The following is a 17,362-nucleotide window of genomic DNA, read 5'->3' as shown; positions in this document are numbered from 1 at the left end:
GATTTTGCGCGAGAATACGCATTCACAATCATTCAGGAGATGCCATGTCTTACCACGCCGCCGAGAATCGTTATGAACAGATGCAGTACCGCACATGCGGGCGCAGCGGCCTGAAGCTGCCGCTGCTGTCGCTGGGCCTGTGGCATAACTTTGGCGACAGCACCCCGATCACCACCCAGCGCGACATGCTGCGCACGGCGTTTGACCTTGGCATCACCCATTTCGACCTGGCCAACAATTACGGCCCACCGTACGGCAGCGCCGAAAGCAATTTCGGCCGGCTGCTGCGCGAAGACTTTTCCGCCTACCGCGATGAGCTGATTATCTCCACCAAGGCCGGCTGGGACATGTGGCCCGGCCCGTACGGCCAGGGCGGCGGCTCGCGCAAATATGTGCTGGCCAGCCTGGACCAGAGCCTGCAGCGCATGGGCCTCGAGTACGTTGATATCTTCTATTCGCACCGCTTCGACCCCGATACGCCGCTGGAAGAAACCATGGGCGCGCTGGCTACCGCAGTCCAGCAAGGCAAGGCGCTGTATGTGGGCCTGTCTTCGTATTCACCGCAAAAAACGGCCGAGGCAGCGGCCCTGCTGCGCGACTGGAAAGTACCGTGCCTGATCCACCAGCCGGCCTACAACATGCTCAACCGCTGGATCGAGGACGACGGCCTGCTCGACACCCTGCAAAACGAAGGCATGGGCTGCATCAGCTTTACGGCACTGGCGCAGGGCGTGCTGAGCGACAAATACCTGAACGGCATTCCGCAGGACGCGCGCATCAACCGCCCCGGCGGCGGCTCGATGACCAAGGAGCACCTGAGCGAGGAAAACCTCACGCGCGTGCGCGCCCTGAACCAGATCGCGCTGGGACGCGGCCAGTCGCTGGCGCAAATGGCGCTGGCCTGGGTGCTGCGCGATCCACGCATGACCACCACCCTGATCGGTGCCAGCAGCAGCGCGCAGATCCGCGAAAACGTCGGCGCCCTGGCCAATCTGTCCTTTACGCCAGACGAACTGCGCGCCATCGACGAACTGGCGCGCGACGGGCATATCAATCTGTGGGAAAAACCTTCGAAAGCCAGGTAGGTCGGATTAGCGGGGCAAAGCCCCGCGTAATCCGACAACACCCGGGACGCCAAAAAACAACACCTGCAAAGCCAACAATGGTGTCGGATTACGGCCCCTTCGGGGCCTAATCCGACCTACGTGACAGGCGCAGGTTTACGCAGCCGGTGCCCCAAAATGCACCAGCGCATGCCCCACATGCTGCCACCAGTGCTCGCGTGTTTTGACCTGCTTCAGGCAGGCGGTGTCGATTTCGGTGGGGAAGACATGATCCTGGCAGGCGCGCGTCTCGAGCGCGTAGCGCTGGTTTTCGGCCGTGGCCAGTGCGACGGCCAGCCAGGCGGCCAGCGCCAGCAGGATCACCAGCAGGCTCCAGGCCAGGTGGTTGGTATTGCTTTTCTCGCCAAAAAACTCGCGCGGCCGCGTTTCGCGGTACATCGTCATCAAGTTTTCTTCGTTTTCCTGCCGCTTATGCGTCGTCATGCTGCCCGTCCTGTGCTAATCCGGCCTTAGCGCCGTGGCGGCGCGCACGCGCCGGCTGCCGTCATTTTACGCTGATGGCAGGGGCGCGGCTATCGGCAAAGCCGGCCTGGCCTCAGGCGGGCGGCAGCGCCTCGTCATCATCGGCGCCCACATCCTCGCCGTCGAGGCGTTCGCGGCTCAGGCGTTCGATATGGTCAACATCGATGTCGCCGCCGTCGGGCGCCGCATTTTCAGGCTCGACGCCGGCGCGCTCGCCGGTACCGGCTGCATCGCTGTCGCTGTCGAGGCTTTCCTGGTCCTGACCGGGAATGCCCTGTACGTCGCTGCCGCTGTCGGAATTGTCGCTGGGGCCCAGCGCACCTTTGCCGTGGCCGGTGCCGAGCACGCGGTCTGGCAGGCTAGGAAGGTTATCGGGATCGAGGCTGCTTGCACTCATGGCTGACTCCTTGTGATGTGGTTCATTAATAAAATGATCCTACGCTGTGGCGGCCAAGCCTGTCGCACGACTGCACGGCAGGCAGGCCATTGTGCGCCGCGAACATTTTTAAAATAAATACTTCACAAATGTATTATTCATTGCTATAGTTACGTCAAGTAAGCGTTTTCCTATCCGGCTTTCGCTTCTTCGCCAGTGCGGCGCTATCCATTACCCGCGCCGCGCTGACGATCCGACCGGTACGTGGCGATCCGGCCTATCCACCCAGCCATATGCACATCACGGAGTTACATCATGCAAGCCAAATCATTTATCGTCGCCCTGTTTGCCCTCGGTACTGCCGCATCGGCATTTGCCCAGCCTGCTGCCACGCCAGCCTCGACCAGCGTTGAAGCCTATCCGGTGGCCGCTGCCGAAGCGCCGAGCACGGTCACGCGCGCCCAGGTCATGGCCGAGTTCTACGCAGCCCGCAAGGCAGGCCAGATTCCGCAGACGGAAGCTGACTTCGATATCGCGCAAACCACCAAACACGTGGTCAGGAAGTAAGCACTATCAGCAACACCAGCGTTACCCCACATCTCAGTTGCGGCGCAGCATACCGGGCCACTCCCGGCGCTCACCGCGGCGAGTTGTGATCTTTCCCCATTTTCCCGGAGTCCTGCATGTTCCTGCCCCGCCGCCTGATCGCCGTCAGCCTGACCCTTGTTCTGAGCGCTTGCGCCGACATGGGTCATATCGCGCCGCAGTCGGCACTGCTCGACCCCAACAGCCTGCAGCCGGGCCAGGCCATCGACCAGGCCGCGAAGGCCGCCATTGAATGGCCGCGCGCGCAGTGGTGGCAGGCACTGCAGGACCCGCAACTGAACCAGCTGATGGACCAGGCGCTGGCCGACAGCCCGACCCTGCGCGGCGCCCAGGCGCGCGTGCGCCAGGCCGAGGCGCTGGCCGGCGCCGCCGAAGACAAGACCCGTCCGCAGGCCGACGCATCGGTATCGATCAACCGCGAGCTGTATTCGCAGCACGGCAGCACGCCGGCGCCGCTGGCCGGCAACTACGCCTGGCGCAACCAGGCCACCGTGACCGCCTCGTATGACCTCGACCTTTGGGGCCGCAACCGCGAAGCGCTGGCCGCCGCGCTGGGCGACGTGCAGATGGCGTCGGCCGAATCGCAGATGGCGCGCCTGGCGCTGGAGACGGCGCTGGTGCGCACTTACGTGCAGCTGTCGTACCAGTTCACGCTGCAGGACGTGATCGAGCGCAGCCTGGCGCAGCGCGCACGCATCCTCGACATTACCCAGCGCCGCCGCCAGGCCGGCATCGGCACCGATGTGGACGTCGAGCAGATCAAAACCACGCTGCCGGCTGGGCGCCGCCAGCTTGAGCAAGCGGCCGAATCGGTGGCGCTGCTGCGCAACCAGCTCGCCGCCCTGGCCGGCAAAGGCCCGGGTGCCGGCGCCGCCTTGACGCGCCCGGTGCTGCGCCTGGACCGCCCGCTGGCCATTCCTGCCGCGCTGCCGGCCGACCTGATCGGGCGCCGTCCCGATATCGCAGCCCAGCGCTGGCGCGTGGAGGCCGCGGCGCGCCGCATCGATGCGGCAAAGGCCGAGTTTTACCCGAACGTCAACCTGGTGGCGTTTGCCGGCTTCCAGGCGTTCGGCTTCAGCCACTTTCTGGACGCCAACTCGCAGGTACGCGGCGCCACGCCGGCGCTGAGCCTGCCGATCTTTGCCGGTGCGCGATTGCGCGCCCAACTGGGCAACCAGACCGCCATTTATGACGGCGCCGTCGAGCAGTACAACGCCACCGTGATTAACGCCATGTCGGATGTGGCCAATGCCGTCACGCGTACCCAGTCGCTGGTCAAGCAGCGCCAGCTCACCCAGCAGGCACTCGATACGGCGCAGCGCGCGCATGCGCTGGCTGAAAAATCCTACCAGGCCGGCATGACCGACGCCATCAACATGCTCAACACGCAGGTCGCGCTGCTGGCCGAAGAGCAGCAGCAGGCGCAAAACGGTGCAACCGAACTCGATTTGTATGTATCGCTGATGAATGCGCTGGGCGGTGGCCTCTGAACACTTGCCAGGCGATGGCAAGCAGCTACAATCAACGCTTTATTTATTTGCAAAGGATCATGACATGACAGCTTTTGACGCCACCGCCAAGCGGCTGCAAAATATCCGCACGCGCATTCCTGCTTTTCCGATGGAACGCATGCGTTTGCTGCGCATGACCTATCACATCCAGAAAGGCATGAAGGACCTGACCAACGCGGCGCTGAAAAAGCACGACCTGGTCGACGCCAGCTATATGGTGCTGGCCGTGTTGTACGGCACCGACGATGAAACCTCGAACGCCTGTACGCTGGGCCTGGCCTGCCATGAAAAACCGGCCAACCTGACACGCGTGTGCAACGACCTGGAAAGCCGTGGCCTGATCAATCGCGGCACCCGTCCCGGCGACCGCCGCTCGGTCATGATTTCGCTGACCGACAAGGGCCGCCAACTGATCGAAGCGGCGCTGCCCGACGTCTATCAGGAAACCTCGTCGCTGTACGAAGACTTCAGTGAAGAAGAACTGCTGGTGCTCGACAAACTGTATATGCGCCAGCTGCGCAATCTCAACAAACTCAACAATCCCGACTGATAGCAACCATGCCCACTGCCACTGCCCCTTCCATCACGCCAGCAGCGTGGCGCCGCGCCACTGACGCGCTGGCGCATGCGCTGAAAGACTGGCGCGCCAGCGAAGGGGAACGCTGGATTTATGTGGGCAAGACGCTGGTGGCGGCGTTTGCCGCCTTGTGGCTGGCCTACCGGCTGGGCCTCGATTCGCCCAGCACCGCCATGACCACTACCGTAATCCTGGCCCTGCCCAGCAGCGGCATGGTGCTGGAAAAAAGCTTTTACCGTTTCTGCGGCACCCTGCTCGGCTGCACCGCCGCGCTGTGCCTGATCGGCTTTTTCCCGCAGCAGCCGGTGCTGCTGTTTGCCGGCCTGGCGCTGTGGGTCGGCCTGTGCACCAGCGGCGCGGCGCTGCACCGCAATGCGCAGTCGTATGTGTATGTGCTATCGGGCTACACCGCCTGCATGATCGTGCTGCCGGCCATCGAGCAGCCCACGCAGGTGTTTGCGCTGGCCGTCACGCGGGTGGCTGAAGTGAGCCTCGGGATTATCTGCTCGGCAGTGGTATCGAGCGTGCTGCTGCCGCGCCACCAGGGCACGCAGGTGATGCGTGCGGTGCAGGCGCGCTACGGCAAATTCCTTGGTTTTTGCCAGGACGTGCTGCAGCAAAAGCTCACGCCAGCGCAGGTGGAAACGACCCACCTGCAGTTTGCCGCCGATGTGGCGGCACTGGAAAACGGCCGATCGGCGGCGCTCTTTGAAGTCAGCGACGCGGTCGGCCATGTGCGCGCGCAGAACCGCAAGCTGCACGCCTTCAATGCATCCTTCATGACGGCGCTGACCACCTTCTACACCTTCCACCGCCTGGTTGACCGGCTGCAGCGCCAGGGCGAAACACAGGTCATGGCGCAGTGCGCGCCGCTGCTGGCCATTATCGCCGAGGCGCTGCAGAACACGCCGTCGCAGGACTCGCTCGACACCATGCAGCTGCATCTGCAAGCGGCCCTGGCGCAGGCGCGCAGCGAACTCGAAGCGCTGCCGGTGGAGCACGCCCAGCGCATCGACTTTGAAACCCTGTGCGAACTGCTCGAACGCTTTGCGCGCGATATCAGCCGTTTCCATGAAGTCTATTTCAGCCTGGCCCACGACACTCCGCTGGAAGTAAGCGCACCGCTGGCCTATGCGCCCAAGACCCCGTCGGCGCTGGTGCTGGCCAGCGGCGCGCGTTCGGCCATCAGCCTGGCGCTGCTGGCGCTGGGCGCCTATTTCCTGGCCTGGCCGTATGCCAGCACGGCCATGCTGATGGCGGCCGTGTTCTGCGCGCTGGCGTCGTCGTCGCCGCGCCCGATCATGATGATACGCCAGGTGCTGAACGGCTTTTTCCTGGCTTTTCCACTGTCGCTGGTGTGCGTGTATTTCGTGATGGTGCATGCCGACGGCTTTCCGATGCTGGTGCTGGCCTTTGCGCCGTTCCTGGCCATCGGTCTTTACTTCATGAGCAATCCGGCCCAGCTGGGGCTGGGGCTGGGCGTATCGACCTTTATCACGCAGATGGCGCCAACGAACATCATGCACATCGATGGCGCGGCGTTTCTCAATACCGGCATGGCGCTGATTGTCGGCCTGCTGCTGGCCGCCGTGGTGTTTGCCGTGCTGCTGCCCGAACACACCATGGGCCACAAGGATCACGTGGGCCCGGCCCTGTGGCGCGAGGCGCTGCGCGCCTGCAAAGCGAAAGCCGGTGGCCGTGGCGAATCGGGCAAGCACCGCTTCGACAACCGCATGCGCGACCTGCTAAGCCAGCTCAATGCGGCGGCCGGCCCGGCGCCGGGCGAGGCCACGCGCACGGTGGTGCGCCAGGCGTTGATGCTGCTTGAAATCGGCCACTCGGCGATCGAACTGCGCGAGCTGGTCGCCAGCGCACAGGGCCCGGGTGCGGCGCGTGAAGCGCTGGCGCGCTGCCTGGACAGCATTACCGCCTGGCTGCGCACGCGCGGCGAAGCCGAACTGCAGGCGGCACGGCAGGCCTGCCTGACGGCCGGCGCCTGCGTGCGCGAAGCGCTGGCCGGCGGCGCCGCAGCGGGCCTGACGCCGGAGCGCAGCGTGCGTCTGCAAACGGCGCTGGCCGACCTGCATTCGATCTATACCTCATTACAAGACACCATGGCGCCTGGCGCCGGAGAACTTCATGCCGCGTGAATTTACCCTGTTCGGGGTGCTGCTGCCGACCCTGCTGCCCCTGTTTATCGTCAGCTTCGTGCTGCAAACCGTGCTTGACCGCGTGCTCGGCTGGGCCGGCTTTTACCGCATCGTCTGGCATCCGTCGCTGGCGCGCCTGTGCATCTTTATCGCCATCTTCGGCGCGCTGTCGCTGTCGCTCTACAAATAAAAAAACTGTCCAACCTGATCTGAAGGGGTACCGCCATGGTAACCAAACTGACCCGCTATGCAATCACGCTGCTGCTCCTGGCTGCGGCCCTCTGGACCGGCAAGACCCTGTGGGACCGCTACATGGAGTCGCCGTGGACGCGCGACGGCCGCGTCAAGGCCGACGTGATCACCATCAGCGCCGACGTGGCCGGCACCGTCACGCAGGTCATGGTGCGCGACAACCAGATGGTGAAAAAAGGCGAGGTGCTGTTTACGGTCGACAAGGAACGCTATGTGAGTGCACTGGCGCAAGCCAGCGCAACGCTGGCGGCGCAAAGGACGGAACTGGGCCGCAAAGGCAAGGAAGCCCAGCGCCGCGCCAGCCTGGACGCCAGCATTATCTCGACCGAAAACCGCGAAAGCGCCGCCTTTGCCGCCAGCGCCGCCGGCTCGCAAGTGCAGGCCGCGCTGGCCGCCAGGACGCTGGCAGAACTGAACCTGGAACGCACCACCGTGCGTGCACCGGTTGACGGCTATGTCACCAACCTCAATGTGCATGCGGGCGACTTTGCCGCCGTCGGCGCGGCCAAGCTGGCCGTGATCGACAGCGCGTCCTACTACGTGGTCGGTTACTTTGAAGAGACCAAGCTGGCCATGCTGGCGCAGAATGACAAGGCGGAAATGGACCTGATGAGTGGCGGCACGCTGCACGGCCATATCGAAAGCATCGCGCACGGCATTACCGACCGCGACGCCGCCACCGGCCGCGAACTGCTGGCCGACGTCAACCCGACCTTCAACTGGGTACGCCTGGCGCAGCGCGTGCCGGTGCGCATCCATATCGACCAGATGCCGCGGAACCAGGTGCTGGTGGCCGGCACTACCTGCACGGTGGTGATTGCGCCGCATTCGGCGCCCGGCGTTCCTGCAACACCTGCTGCCACTCCCTCGGCAACGCCTGCTGCGGCGCCACGCAAGGCATCAGCCTAGCGTCCGCCCGCCACGTCAAGGAAAGTGCCGGTGATGTACGAGGCGCCTGGCCCCAGCAGATACACGATGGCCTGCGCCACTTCTTCAGGCTCGCCGCCGCGCTGCATCGGCACACCGGCCGCCAGGCGCGCCACCCGGCCCGGCTCCCCACCCGAAGCGTGGATATCGGTATGGATCAACCCGGGCCGCACGCAGTTGACGCGGATGCCCTCGTCGGCCACCTCTTTGGCAAGCCCGATGGTGAGCGTATCGACCGCCCCTTTCGAGGCCGCATAGTCGATATATTCGTTGGGCGAACCGAGGCGCGAGGCCACTGACGACACGTTGACGATGCTGCCACCGTGCCCACCGCTGGCAGTCGACATGCGCCGCACCGCCTGCTGGCAGCACAGCAGATAGCCGATCACATTGGTGCGCAGCACGCGCTCCATGCGCGCCACCGAAATATCGGCCAGCCTGCATTTGTGTTCCAGCACACCCACGTTGTTGACCAGCGCCGTGATCGGCCCCAGCTTTGCATCGACTTCCTCGAACAGGCGCGCCACCTGCGCCTCGTCGCCCACATCGGCCTGCACCGCAATCGCCTGGCCGCCTTCAGCCGCGATACGCGCGCACAGCGCCTCGGCCGCCTCGGCACCGCGCACATAATTGATACAGACGGCATAACCGGCACGGGCCGCCAGCAGCGCAGTGGCGGCACCGATGCCGCGGCTGCTGCCGGTAATGAGCAGGACTTGTTTCATGGGTGTCTCCTTGAACTTTGGTGCCGCTGGGGGGGGCGGCGATGTTGGCGTCAGCGGTGTTGTCGGATTACGCGCTGCGCGCCTGCGCGGCCCGGCTAATCCGACCTACATACCCACGTAAGCATGTTAAAACACGTAGGTCGGATTAGGCCCTTCGGGCCGTAATCCGACAACATTGTTGGCTTCAGTGGTGTTGTCGCACGCCATCAAGGCCGCAGATGCGTCATCGCATAGCCCAGGTGCTGCCACCAGTGCTCGCGCGACTGCACGCTCTGCAGGCAGCGTGCGTCGCTCTGGCTGGGGCAGGCCTTCGCTGACAGCGCATTGCGCTGGTTTTCCGTGGCGACCACGGCCAGCGCCAGCCAGGCGGCCAGCGCCAGCACCAGTGCGCACAGTATCCAGGGCAGCTGTTTCATGCTCGCTTACTTCTTCGCTGGCGCCGGCGCGCGCTCTTTCAATACGCGCGCGACCAGTTCGTCCATCACGCGCAGCGTGGCTTCCTGGGTCTGGCGCTCGGACTGGCCCGGACGCGACAGCTGCGCCGGCGAGGTCACGAAACGGCCGTCGATGACGATGGTCGGTGCGCTATCGATCTTGGCGGCGGCAATCAGCGCCTCGTTGCGTTTGAGCTTGGTCTGCACGCCGAAGGAATTGAACATCTCCAGGTATTTGGCCTTGTCGATGCCATTCTTGACCAGCAGGTCGAGCACGGCGTCATCGCGATTCAGGCGGTTGCGCTCGACGTGGATGGCGCGGAAGATACTGTCATGGACCTTGTCGAGCTGGCCCATGCTTTCCAGCGTGACGTAGGCGTGCGCCAGCGGATCTTTCGGGCCCGAGAAGGCCAGATGCACGCGGCGGAAAGCAATCTTGTCGCCCTGCTTCTTGACCCAGTCATGCATCAGCGGATCGAGTGCGTAGCAATGCGGGCAGGTGTACATGAAGTACTCGACCACTTCCACTTTCTTGCCCGTGTCGCTGCGCACTGGCGTAGCCAGCGTGGAAAAACCGGTATCGGCCGCCATGGCGCCGCCGGTCGCGGCCATCAGGGTCAGGGAAACAAACAGGGGGCGCAGAAAACGCAGCAAACGCATGGTCTATCCTTCAAGAGAGTGATCGAAACCTGGCGAGGTTACCATTTTTTTGCCCCGGCCATGAAGGCCAAGGCTCAAATCAGCTGTAAAAAACTGTGTCCGGGCTGCCAGGGGCGCGCCACTTAAGCCGCTCTTAAGCAGCTGCGTCAGAAGCGGTAGCGCAGCGACAGGCGCAGCTGGCGCGCATCGTTCTGGTAAATGCTCGACCGGCACGCCGGCGCATCACCGTAATGGCGGCGGTTGGTCAGGTTGCTGCCACTTAAGGACAGCTCCCAGGCACCATGCTTGTAGCCATAACGGCCATCGAGCATGGCAAAGCGCGGCACCTGCGCCAGGCAGCTGTTGTCAAAGTCGTTGCCGTAGCGCAGGGCGCGCAGCCACTGCACGCCAAGATCGGCAGAGCTGGCGCCCGGCGGCGACCAGTACAGGCGGGTAGTGGCCAGCGTGCGCGCCACCAGCGCAATATCGGGGCCGTCATACGGATAATCGTCGAAATGCGCGCTGACCTGCTGCAGCTGGCCGCTCAGGCGCCAGTCGCGCCCCAGGTTCATGCTGGCGTCGAGCACCAGGCCTGTACGCCGGCCCGGGTCGAGGTTGCCCATATAGCCTTGCTGATTCAGACTGCGGTCGAACACGATCTGGTTCGACAGGCGCTCGCCGAACAGGCGCGCCGAGACGCTGCGCGCACTGTCGCCCCAGCTCAAGCCCACTTCGCGTTCGCGCTTGAGCTGTCCGGCCAGCGGACGATAACCGGCGCTGGTATAGCCGTCGTCATCGATGCGGTAGCTGCGCGCCGCCTTGGCGTGTACCGTCAGCTGCGGCGCAAGCAGATAGCTGGCCTGCATGTCCCAGCTGTTCTGGCGCGCCCAGTCGCCACCGGCAAGCGCATCGAGCGGATCGAGGCGTACGCGCTCATGGCGCAGGCCGAACAGCAGGCGCGCCGCGTGCGGCCCGGTAAAAGCAAGTTCTTCGCGCAGCAGCAGCGCGGTCGCATCCTGCCTGCGCGCGATATGCGAAAACGCCCCCGGCGCCTGGCTGACCGTGCGGCGGCGCCACTGCGTGAAGTCGATGCCCACTTCGGTATCGGTGGTGGCGCCGCCCAGCTTGCCATAGTGGCGCAGGCGCGGCGCCAACTGGGTCTGCGCGCTGCGATAGCTCGAGGCGTAGTTGCCGCTGTCACCCACATAGGTGGCAGTGGCGTTTTTTTCCCGCTGCTGCACTTCCAGCCCCAGGTCGAGATTGCCGATATAGCGCTGGGCAAACGCACTGACGCGCCTGGCGTGGTAGACAAAGCTGTCTTCGGGGCGCTGCTGCAATGGCATGAAAGCGGAAAACAGGCCTTGCGGCGCGGGGTAGGACGTATCTTGCTGGGCAATGTCGGCGCTCATGCCGACGCGGCCCTGACGCTGCTTCCATTCGACGCCGCCGGTGAAATTGCGCTGCGAAAAATCGCTGCCATCGCGGTAATTGCTGCTGCGCTCCCCTTCCAGCGCCGCATCGAACGACAGGCCGCTGCCCTTTTGCGCCACCGATGCGCGCGTATTGCGCTGGCCGTACTGGCCGCCCTCCAGATACAGCTCGCCTTCGCCGCCTGCCGCCGGCGCCGGCACCGCGTCGCTGGCCTGCTGCGCCACTGCCGGCACGGCCAGGCAAGCGACCAGCAAGGCCGTCGCCAGGCGCGCCAACGGGTATGCGGTGCAGGCAGGGGCAGCGAGGCAAATTGTGGCGGCGGGCTTCAAGTTGGCGGGAGAAAGGCGGAGCGGGTCGGCAAAGCCGTCTATTATACCAATGGCAAGGGCCGCTTCAGGCGCCCAGGCCGCCTTCTTCGGCAAGGAAATCGATAAAGGTGCGCACCTTCGACGACAGGTAGCGGCGGCTGGTATAGACCGCGTGCACGGCGCCGCCGGCCATGCGCTGGCCGGGAAACAGGCGTTCGAGCCGGCCGGCTGCCAGATCGGCGTCGGTCTGCCACGATGGCAGCAGCGCAATGCCCATGCCATCGAGCGCGGCCGCATGCAGCAGGCTTTCATTATTGCTTTGCAATACGGGCTGGTATTTGACGCTCTCACGGCCGGCCGGCCCCTCGAAACTGAGTTCATTGCCCGACGCCAGCAGCGAATAGCTGATCATGGCGTGCTGCGCCAGCTCCTGCGGCAAGGCTGGCCGGCCGGCGCGCGCCAGGTAGGCGGGCGCGGCCACCAGGCCAAATTCGATGCGCCCGACCGGGCGCGCAATCAGGCTGGGCGAGGCGCTTTGCGCCAGGTTGTGCGACACGCGCAGCGCCAGATCAAAACCTTCCTCGACCAGGTTGACCACGCGGCCACTCAGGTCGATATCGAAGCTGACCTCGGGAAAACGCTCGCGGTAGGCCGCCAGCGCGCGTGTAAAGATGGTGTTGGCAAACCACACGGGCGCGCTCAGGCGTATCGTGCCGCGCGGCACCACGGTGGTGCGGCTGACAGTCGCTTCGACCTCGTCGAGATTGTCGAGCATCTCGCGGCATTGCTCGAAATACACCTTGCCGATCTCGGTCAGGCTCAGGTGGCGGCTGCTGCGGTTGAGCAAGCGCGCATCGAGATGGCGCTCCAGGTGCATCACATGCTTGCTGACCATCGCCGGCGACAGATGCAGCCGTTCGCTGGCGCGCACAAAGCTGTCCAGTTCCACCACACTGCGAAACACGCGCATGCTGAGCAAGGTATCCATCACGCCACCATCAACAAAATGGAAATGATATATCAATATTTCCCATCTTGATCAACTGATGTGCCATGACTATCATCGATCCATCTGCTATTCGCTTAAGGAATCGTCATGCAAGACCATGCTTTCCCCACTTATTTCCTGTCGCACGGCGGCGGCCCGTGGCCCTTTATGAAAGACCAGTTCGGCGGGCGCTATGATGTGCTCGAAGCGTCGCTGAAAGATATTCCGCGCCAGGTTGGCGCCCGGCCGAAGGCCGTGCTGGTGGTGACCGCCCACTGGGAAGGGCCGCAGTTCCTGGTCTCGGCCAGCGCGCGTCCCGGCATGATCTATGACTATTCGGGCTTTCCGCCGCACACCTATCAGATCCAGTATCCGGCGCCCGGCGCGCCCGAACTGGCCGCCCAGGTGCAATCGCTGCTCGCTGCAGCGGGCCACCCGGCCCGCCTCGACCATGAGCGAGGCTTCGACCACGGCACGTTCAGCGCGCTGGCGCCGATCTACCCGCAAGCCGACATGCCGCTGGTGCAACTGTCGCTCAAGCATGGCTACGATCCGCTCACGCACGTGGAAGTGGGCCGCGCGCTGGCCGTCTTGCGCTCCCAGGGCGTGCTGATACTCGGTAGCGGCCTCAGCTACCATAACCTGCGCCAGTTCGGCCCGGCCGGCGCTGCCGCCTCGCAGCAGTTCGACGCATGGCTGCGCCACGCCATGGCATTGCCGCCGGCCGAGCGGCTGGAGCAACTGCTGCACTGGGACCGCGCCCCCGGCGCGCGCCAGGCCCACCCGCAGGAAGACCATTTGCTGCCGCTGATGGTGGCGCTGGGCGCGGCCGAACAGGAGGCGGCGCAGGTGGTGTATCACGAGGATGATTTCTTCGGGGCGCTGGCGGTGAGCAGTTTCAGGTTTGGGTAAACGGCGTAGGTCGGATTAGGCGTAGGTCGGATTAACGTGAAACAACCGTAGTGATGGCGAAGGCTGTCCCCTCGCCAGCAATATATTGCAGCGATGCAAGAAAATAGTAGTGTAATTCTCGACATCTTGCCAAGCGTCACCCCTGACGCCTCTAACTAGACCAGCAGGAATTACATGTTTCATTATATGGGGTGGCGGAAAATCCGCCATGACCGTTAGGCCGCAGGCCGTAATCCGACAACACCTGTGGCGCCAACAATGTTGTCGGATTACGGCCCGGAGGGCCTAATCCGACCTACCGCCCGGGATTAAAAGCTCACGTGCCGCGCTTGCCCCGTGCCGCGTTCTTGGCTTTTTCAGCAGCAATCGCTGCCGCTTTCTCGGCTTTTTCCGCCATCTCGGCCGCATGCACCGCCAGGGCGGCGGCGCGAGTGTCGGGGGTTTCCAGCGAGATGCGGCCCAGCACGCCGCTGCGGTAGTCGAGCAGCAGCGTATGCGAGGCTTTCTCGAAATCGTAGTCGCCGCCCTTGATGCGGAAGCCGCGCCGCGCGGCGATGCCTTCGACCACGCCGATGGCGTCGACTTCAGCGACCTTGGTGCCATAGCGCGCCGCCAGCAGGTCGGGATAGCGCTTGAGCAGTTCTTCGGCCAGGAACACCGCCACTTCCTCTTCGATCAGCGCATTCGAGCCGATCGCGTGGCTGGCCGCCAGCATCAGGCCGTCGCTGGGCAGGGCGATTTTCGGCCACAGCATGCCGGGCGTATCGACCAGGATGGTGTTCTTGTCGAGATAGAGCTTTTGCTGGATCTTGGTCACGGCCGGCTCGTCGCCCACCTTGGCCACGCGCTTTTTCAGCAGCGCATTCATCAGCGTCGACTTGCCCACGTTGGGAATGCCCATGATCATGATGCGCAGCGGCTTGGTCGGCACGCCGCGATGCGGCGCCAGCGATCTGGCCAGTTCCGGAATGCGCGCCACGTCGCCCGGCTTCTTGGTGGTCATGGCGTAGGCGGTCACGCCTTCGATGGCGTCGAAGTGCGCAACCCAGGCAGCCGTGGCGGCCGGGTCGGCCAGGTCGATCTTGTTAAGAATTTTCAGGCAAGGACGCTGGCGAAACAGGCGCAGTTCTTCCACCATCGGATTGCAGCTGGCCGCCGGCAGGCGCGCGTCGACCACTTCGATCACGAGATCGGTGTTTTCCATGGTCTCGGCCGCTTTCTTGCGGGCCGCGTTCATGTGTCCGGGGTACCATTGTATCGCCATGCTCTTGCTTTCAGAATCGTTCAGTCAATCCGCTATTTTACGTGCTTGCCGGCCAGGCCGCGCCGAAAAGGCGGCAGCGGCTGTCACATATTGCGTAAAATATTCCTACAAGGATACGTAGATTTACTACAAGAAACAAAAATGTGGTCTAATATTGCCTCTTAAATGAAAAGCAATGTTTTTCCATTGACCATAACACTTGCTGGCGATTTAACACTGATGAGCGATTTGAAGACCGGACAAGCTGACCACACCGCCTTGCCTGCACAGCAGGACAAGCTCACCGGCTTTCGCTTGCGCGCCCGCCGTGACGCCAGTCAGGCGCGTCGGCCAGGGCCATCGGGGCGGTTGAAAAAACAGTGCCGCCAGTTGCAGCAGCAGCTGGCCAGCCTGCAACGCAGCCTGCAGCAGAACCTCAAGCGCCAGAGTGCCGAGACCTGCGGCCTGCAGACGCTGTATGACCAGTTAGTCAATGAAATCAAGCACCATCGCGACATGCTCAATCTAGACAGCTTCGATATCGACAAATCGGCGACGCTGTACGAGCAGGCCTGGCGCCGCTTCATGGCCGGCGAAGCGCTGACCTTCCAGACGCACCGCCATACCAGCAGCCGCAGCCGCCCATCGATCTTCTAGCCGGTAGGCTGTCTTACAGCTTTACAGCTCGGCCAGCGCCTTGACATGGGCCGCTACGCTGCGCGCCAGCGCCGACAGGTTGTAGCCGCCTTCGAGGCAGCTGACGATGCGGCCCTGTCCATACTGATTGGCGACGGCCATCAACTGCTGCGTCATCCAGCTGTAATCGGCTTCCACCAGTCCCATGCCGCCCACATCGTCTTCGCGGTGGGCGTCGAAACCGGCTGAAATAAAGATCATCTGCGGACGCTGGCGGTGCAGCGCCGGCAGCCAGTGGTCGAGCACCAACTGGCGCACCACCTCGCCGTTCGAGCGCGCCGGCACCGGCACGTTGACCCGCGTGTCGGTATAGGACTCAACATCGCTGTACGGATAGAACGGATGCTGGAAAAAGCTCACCATCAGGATGCGCGAATCATGCGCCACCGACTCGGCGGTGCCATTGCCGTGATGCACATCGAAGTCGACAATGGCGACCCGCTCCAGGCCGCGCACGTCAAGCGCATGCTTGGCCGCCACCGCCACGTTATTGAACAGGCAAAAACCCATCGGCTCGCTGGGCCGCGCATGGTGGCCGGGCGGGCGGATGGCGCAAAAGGCGTTGGCAATCTCGCCGTCGATCACGGCGTCGGTGGCGGCAACGGCCGAACCGGCGGCCGCCAGCGCCGCATCGTAGCTGTACATATTGAGCAAGGTGTCGCCGTCGAGCGGATAGTATTCGCCGGCCGGCGGCACATTGTCGCGCACCAGGCCGATGGCCGTGGCGCTGTGATTGCGCTCGATATCGGACAATTGCGCATGCACGCCTTCGCGGTGCTCGAGCAGGTCGCTGATATGGGCCAGTATCAACTGGTCGCTGATGGCTTGCAGGCGCGCCGGCGATTCGGGATGCCAGTCGCCCATCTCATGGCGCAGGCAGTCGGGGTGGGTGTAAATGGCTGTACTCATTACCTCTGATACCCTTAATTTCTTTACAAACTTCGTCTCGGTCCAAACCGGGAACGCTTTGCAAGGGCAACCGGCCCTGCGCGTTCTCGCATAAAATCACTGGCTGCACGACGGCAGGCGCAGATGCAGTCCATTGTAAGTTAAATAAACCACTCGATCACCATCACAAGCAATGTTTTCAACAATACACCTGGCCGCCAGCCGGATTGGCGAAGTCCTGGTCGGCAAGCAGTTGCAAATCCGCCAGACGCTGGCCTGCCTGCTGGCCGGCGGCCATCTGCTGATCGAAGACGTACCCGGCGTGGGCAAAACCACGCTGGCGCACGCGCTGGCCATCACGCTGGGGCTGCAATGGAAGCGCCAGCAATTTACCAGCGACCTGCTGCCGGCCGATGTGGCCGGCATGTCGGTCTATGACCGCAGCACCGGTGGCTTCGTGTTTCATCCCGGTCCGCTGTTTACCCAGGTGCTGCTGGCCGACGAAATCAACCGCGCCACGCCGAAAACCCAGTCCGGCCTGCTCGAAGCGATGGAAGAGCGCCAGCTGACGCAGGACGGCGTCACGCGCGCGCTGCCGCAGCCGTTTTTCGTGATCGCCACCCAGAACGGCGGCCAGCAGCTGGGCACTTTTGCCCTGCCCGAGTCGCAACTCGACCGCTTCCTGATGTGCGTCACGCTCGGCTATCCCGATGCGCAGTCCGAACGCGCGCTGCTGCTGGGCGAAGACCGCCAGGCCATGCTGCGCCATCTGCAGCCGGTCATGCAGGCCGGGCAACTGCTGGCCATGCAGGCGGCGCTGCGCCAGATTCACGCTGCGCCGGCGCTGGTCGACTACCTGCTGGCGCTGGTGCACGCCACCCGCGCGCCGGGCGCGTTTGCCGACGGCCTCAGTCCGCGCGCCGCGCTGGCGCTATTGCAGGCGGCGCGCGCCTGGGCCGCACTGGCGGGACGCGACCATGTGATCCCCGAAGATGTGCAGGCAGTGCTGTTGCCGGTCTGCGCGCACCGGCTGCGCCCGGCAGCTGGCAGCGGGCCGGGCACCGACAGCCGCGCCCTGTTGCAGCAGTTGCTGCTGTCGGTGCCGGTCTAGGC

The 17,362-nt window shown here is 64.0% G+C and carries 19 protein-coding genes; 10 read left to right on the top strand and 9 right to left on the bottom strand.

The window, feature by feature from the left end; all coding sequences use genetic code 11:
• The first annotated feature begins 44 nt into the window (after nucleotides 1-44).
• A complete protein-coding gene (gene mgrA / locus GCM43_RS18500; RefSeq protein WP_152246997.1) occupies nucleotides 45-1,085 on the top strand; it encodes an L-glyceraldehyde 3-phosphate reductase in 1,041 nt (346 codons plus the stop codon).
• Nucleotides 1,086-1,220: 135 nt separating this feature from the next.
• Here mgrA and GCM43_RS18495 read toward each other — a convergent pair whose 3' ends face one another.
• Both GCM43_RS18495 and GCM43_RS18490 read right to left on the bottom strand, forming a co-directional pair.
• Nucleotides 1,221-1,547 carry a hypothetical protein gene (locus tag GCM43_RS18495; protein WP_152246995.1) on the bottom strand — a complete coding sequence of 109 codons (327 nt, stop codon included), beginning with the start codon at nucleotides 1,545-1,547 and terminating at the stop codon, nucleotides 1,221-1,223.
• Between the two features lie 112 nt (nucleotides 1,548-1,659).
• Nucleotides 1,660-1,983, bottom strand: a complete 324-nt coding sequence (locus GCM43_RS18490; RefSeq protein ID WP_152246993.1) for a hypothetical protein — start codon at nucleotides 1,981-1,983, stop codon at nucleotides 1,660-1,662.
• Nucleotides 1,984-2,277: 294 nt separating this feature from the next.
• Between GCM43_RS18490 and GCM43_RS18485 the strand changes: the two genes are divergently transcribed.
• The 6 genes from GCM43_RS18485 to GCM43_RS18460 all read left to right on the top strand — a co-directional run bounded on the left by GCM43_RS18485 (nucleotide 2,278) and on the right by GCM43_RS18460 (nucleotide 7,967).
• Nucleotides 2,278-2,529, top strand: a complete 252-nt coding sequence (locus GCM43_RS18485) for a DUF4148 domain-containing protein (protein ID WP_152246991.1) — start codon at nucleotides 2,278-2,280, stop codon at nucleotides 2,527-2,529.
• 116 nt (nucleotides 2,530-2,645) lie between these two features.
• Nucleotides 2,646-4,058, top strand: a complete 1,413-nt coding sequence (locus GCM43_RS18480) for an efflux transporter outer membrane subunit (protein ID WP_152246989.1) — start codon at nucleotides 2,646-2,648, stop codon at nucleotides 4,056-4,058.
• Nucleotides 4,059-4,122: 64 nt separating this feature from the next.
• Nucleotides 4,123-4,629, top strand: coding sequence for a MarR family winged helix-turn-helix transcriptional regulator (locus GCM43_RS18475; RefSeq protein WP_152246987.1), 507 nt, complete (start codon nucleotides 4,123-4,125; stop codon nucleotides 4,627-4,629).
• Between the two features lie 8 nt (nucleotides 4,630-4,637).
• Nucleotides 4,638-6,806: an FUSC family protein gene (locus GCM43_RS18470; RefSeq protein WP_152246985.1), complete on the top strand. Its 2,169-nt coding sequence runs from the start codon at nucleotides 4,638-4,640 to the stop codon at nucleotides 6,804-6,806.
• Complete coding sequence (locus GCM43_RS18465) at nucleotides 6,796-6,996, top strand: DUF1656 domain-containing protein (RefSeq protein WP_152246983.1); 201 nt, start codon at nucleotides 6,796-6,798, stop codon at nucleotides 6,994-6,996. The genes GCM43_RS18470 and GCM43_RS18465 overlap by 11 nt, the downstream gene beginning before the upstream one ends.
• A gap of 35 nt (nucleotides 6,997-7,031) precedes the next feature.
• Nucleotides 7,032-7,967, top strand: coding sequence for an efflux RND transporter periplasmic adaptor subunit (locus tag GCM43_RS18460; RefSeq protein WP_152246981.1), 936 nt, complete (start codon nucleotides 7,032-7,034; stop codon nucleotides 7,965-7,967).
• Here GCM43_RS18460 and GCM43_RS18455 read toward each other — a convergent pair.
• The 5 genes from GCM43_RS18455 to GCM43_RS18435 all read right to left on the bottom strand — a co-directional run bounded on the left by GCM43_RS18455 (nucleotide 7,964) and on the right by GCM43_RS18435 (nucleotide 12,510).
• Nucleotides 7,964-8,710 (bottom strand): SDR family oxidoreductase, encoded by a 747-nt coding sequence (locus tag GCM43_RS18455; protein WP_152246979.1) that lies wholly within the window; start codon nucleotides 8,708-8,710, stop codon nucleotides 7,964-7,966. The genes GCM43_RS18460 and GCM43_RS18455 overlap by 4 nt on opposite strands.
• Before the next feature lie 206 nt (nucleotides 8,711-8,916).
• Nucleotides 8,917-9,126, bottom strand: a complete 210-nt coding sequence (locus tag GCM43_RS18450; RefSeq protein WP_152246977.1) for a hypothetical protein — start codon at nucleotides 9,124-9,126, stop codon at nucleotides 8,917-8,919.
• A gap of 6 nt (nucleotides 9,127-9,132) precedes the next feature.
• The gene (locus GCM43_RS18445) at nucleotides 9,133-9,804 is read right to left on the bottom strand and encodes a thiol:disulfide interchange protein DsbA/DsbL (protein WP_152246975.1); all 672 of its coding nucleotides are present in this window, start codon (nucleotides 9,802-9,804) and stop codon (nucleotides 9,133-9,135) included.
• Between the two features lie 146 nt (nucleotides 9,805-9,950).
• Entirely contained in the window at nucleotides 9,951-11,468 is a 1,518-nt protein-coding gene (locus tag GCM43_RS18440) for a TonB-dependent receptor (protein WP_152246973.1), read from the bottom strand.
• Nucleotides 11,469-11,607: 139 nt separating this feature from the next.
• Nucleotides 11,608-12,510 carry a LysR family transcriptional regulator gene (locus GCM43_RS18435; protein ID WP_152246971.1) on the bottom strand — a complete coding sequence of 301 codons (903 nt, stop codon included), beginning with the start codon at nucleotides 12,508-12,510 and terminating at the stop codon, nucleotides 11,608-11,610.
• Between the two features lie 108 nt (nucleotides 12,511-12,618).
• On the opposite strand from GCM43_RS18435, the gene GCM43_RS18430 reads away from it, so the two are divergent.
• Nucleotides 12,619-13,422, top strand: coding sequence for a DODA-type extradiol aromatic ring-opening family dioxygenase (locus tag GCM43_RS18430; RefSeq protein WP_152246969.1), 804 nt, complete (start codon nucleotides 12,619-12,621; stop codon nucleotides 13,420-13,422).
• Between the two features lie 316 nt (nucleotides 13,423-13,738).
• Here the strand turns inward: GCM43_RS18430 and ylqF are convergent, their stop codons facing one another.
• Nucleotides 13,739-14,686, bottom strand: a complete 948-nt coding sequence (gene ylqF / locus GCM43_RS18425; RefSeq protein WP_152246967.1) for a ribosome biogenesis GTPase YlqF — start codon at nucleotides 14,684-14,686, stop codon at nucleotides 13,739-13,741.
• Nucleotides 14,687-14,905: 219 nt separating this feature from the next.
• On the opposite strand from ylqF, the gene GCM43_RS18420 reads away from it, so the two are divergent.
• Nucleotides 14,906-15,322 carry a hypothetical protein gene (locus GCM43_RS18420; protein WP_152246965.1) on the top strand — a complete coding sequence of 139 codons (417 nt, stop codon included), beginning with the start codon at nucleotides 14,906-14,908 and terminating at the stop codon, nucleotides 15,320-15,322.
• Between the two features lie 21 nt (nucleotides 15,323-15,343).
• Here the strand turns inward: GCM43_RS18420 and GCM43_RS18415 are convergent, their stop codons facing one another.
• Entirely contained in the window at nucleotides 15,344-16,270 is a 927-nt protein-coding gene (locus tag GCM43_RS18415) for a histone deacetylase family protein (RefSeq protein WP_152246963.1), read from the bottom strand.
• A 172-nt stretch (nucleotides 16,271-16,442) separates the two neighbouring features.
• Between GCM43_RS18415 and GCM43_RS18410 the strand changes: the two genes are divergently transcribed.
• On the top strand, nucleotides 16,443-17,360 hold the full coding sequence (locus GCM43_RS18410; RefSeq protein ID WP_152246961.1) for an AAA family ATPase: 918 nt from the start codon (nucleotides 16,443-16,445) through the stop codon (nucleotides 17,358-17,360).
• The last annotated feature ends 2 nt before the right edge of the window (nucleotides 17,361-17,362 follow it).

It is taken from the genome of Janthinobacterium aquaticum (genome assembly GCF_009208565.1).
Classification (GTDB): Bacteria; Pseudomonadota; Gammaproteobacteria; order Burkholderiales; family Burkholderiaceae_D; genus Janthinobacterium.
This window is presented reverse-complemented; position numbering and strand designations above follow the sequence as displayed.

What these genes read in the sequence shown, in the direction of transcription:
- GCM43_RS18455 (WP_152246979.1), bottom strand. Translation starts at nt 8,710, where the DNA reads ATGAAACAAGTCCTGCTCATTACCGGCAGCAGCCGCGGCATCGGTGCC.
- GCM43_RS18475 (WP_152246987.1), top strand. Translation starts at nt 4,123, where the DNA reads ATGACAGCTTTTGACGCCACCGCCAAGCGGCTGCAAAATATCCGCACG.
- GCM43_RS18465 (WP_152246983.1), top strand. Translation starts at nt 6,796, where the DNA reads ATGCCGCGTGAATTTACCCTGTTCGGGGTGCTGCTGCCGACCCTGCTG.
- GCM43_RS18410 (WP_152246961.1), top strand. Translation starts at nt 16,443, where the DNA reads ATGTTTTCAACAATACACCTGGCCGCCAGCCGGATTGGCGAAGTCCTG.
- GCM43_RS18450 (WP_152246977.1), bottom strand. Translation starts at nt 9,126, where the DNA reads ATGAAACAGCTGCCCTGGATACTGTGCGCACTGGTGCTGGCGCTGGCC.
- GCM43_RS18445 (WP_152246975.1), bottom strand. Translation starts at nt 9,804, where the DNA reads ATGCGTTTGCTGCGTTTTCTGCGCCCCCTGTTTGTTTCCCTGACCCTG.
- GCM43_RS18420 (WP_152246965.1), top strand. Translation starts at nt 14,906, where the DNA reads ATGAGCGATTTGAAGACCGGACAAGCTGACCACACCGCCTTGCCTGCA.
- GCM43_RS18485 (WP_152246991.1), top strand. Translation starts at nt 2,278, where the DNA reads ATGCAAGCCAAATCATTTATCGTCGCCCTGTTTGCCCTCGGTACTGCC.
- GCM43_RS18495 (WP_152246995.1), bottom strand. Translation starts at nt 1,547, where the DNA reads ATGACGACGCATAAGCGGCAGGAAAACGAAGAAAACTTGATGACGATG.
- GCM43_RS18415 (WP_152246963.1), bottom strand. Translation starts at nt 16,270, where the DNA reads ATGAGTACAGCCATTTACACCCACCCCGACTGCCTGCGCCATGAGATG.
- mgrA (WP_152246997.1), top strand. Translation starts at nt 45, where the DNA reads ATGTCTTACCACGCCGCCGAGAATCGTTATGAACAGATGCAGTACCGC.
- GCM43_RS18460 (WP_152246981.1), top strand. Translation starts at nt 7,032, where the DNA reads ATGGTAACCAAACTGACCCGCTATGCAATCACGCTGCTGCTCCTGGCT.
- GCM43_RS18435 (WP_152246971.1), bottom strand. Translation starts at nt 12,510, where the DNA reads ATGGATACCTTGCTCAGCATGCGCGTGTTTCGCAGTGTGGTGGAACTG.
- ylqF (WP_152246967.1), bottom strand. Translation starts at nt 14,686, where the DNA reads ATGGCGATACAATGGTACCCCGGACACATGAACGCGGCCCGCAAGAAA.
- GCM43_RS18470 (WP_152246985.1), top strand. Translation starts at nt 4,638, where the DNA reads ATGCCCACTGCCACTGCCCCTTCCATCACGCCAGCAGCGTGGCGCCGC.
- GCM43_RS18490 (WP_152246993.1), bottom strand. Translation starts at nt 1,983, where the DNA reads ATGAGTGCAAGCAGCCTCGATCCCGATAACCTTCCTAGCCTGCCAGAC.
- GCM43_RS18480 (WP_152246989.1), top strand. Translation starts at nt 2,646, where the DNA reads ATGTTCCTGCCCCGCCGCCTGATCGCCGTCAGCCTGACCCTTGTTCTG.
- GCM43_RS18430 (WP_152246969.1), top strand. Translation starts at nt 12,619, where the DNA reads ATGCAAGACCATGCTTTCCCCACTTATTTCCTGTCGCACGGCGGCGGC.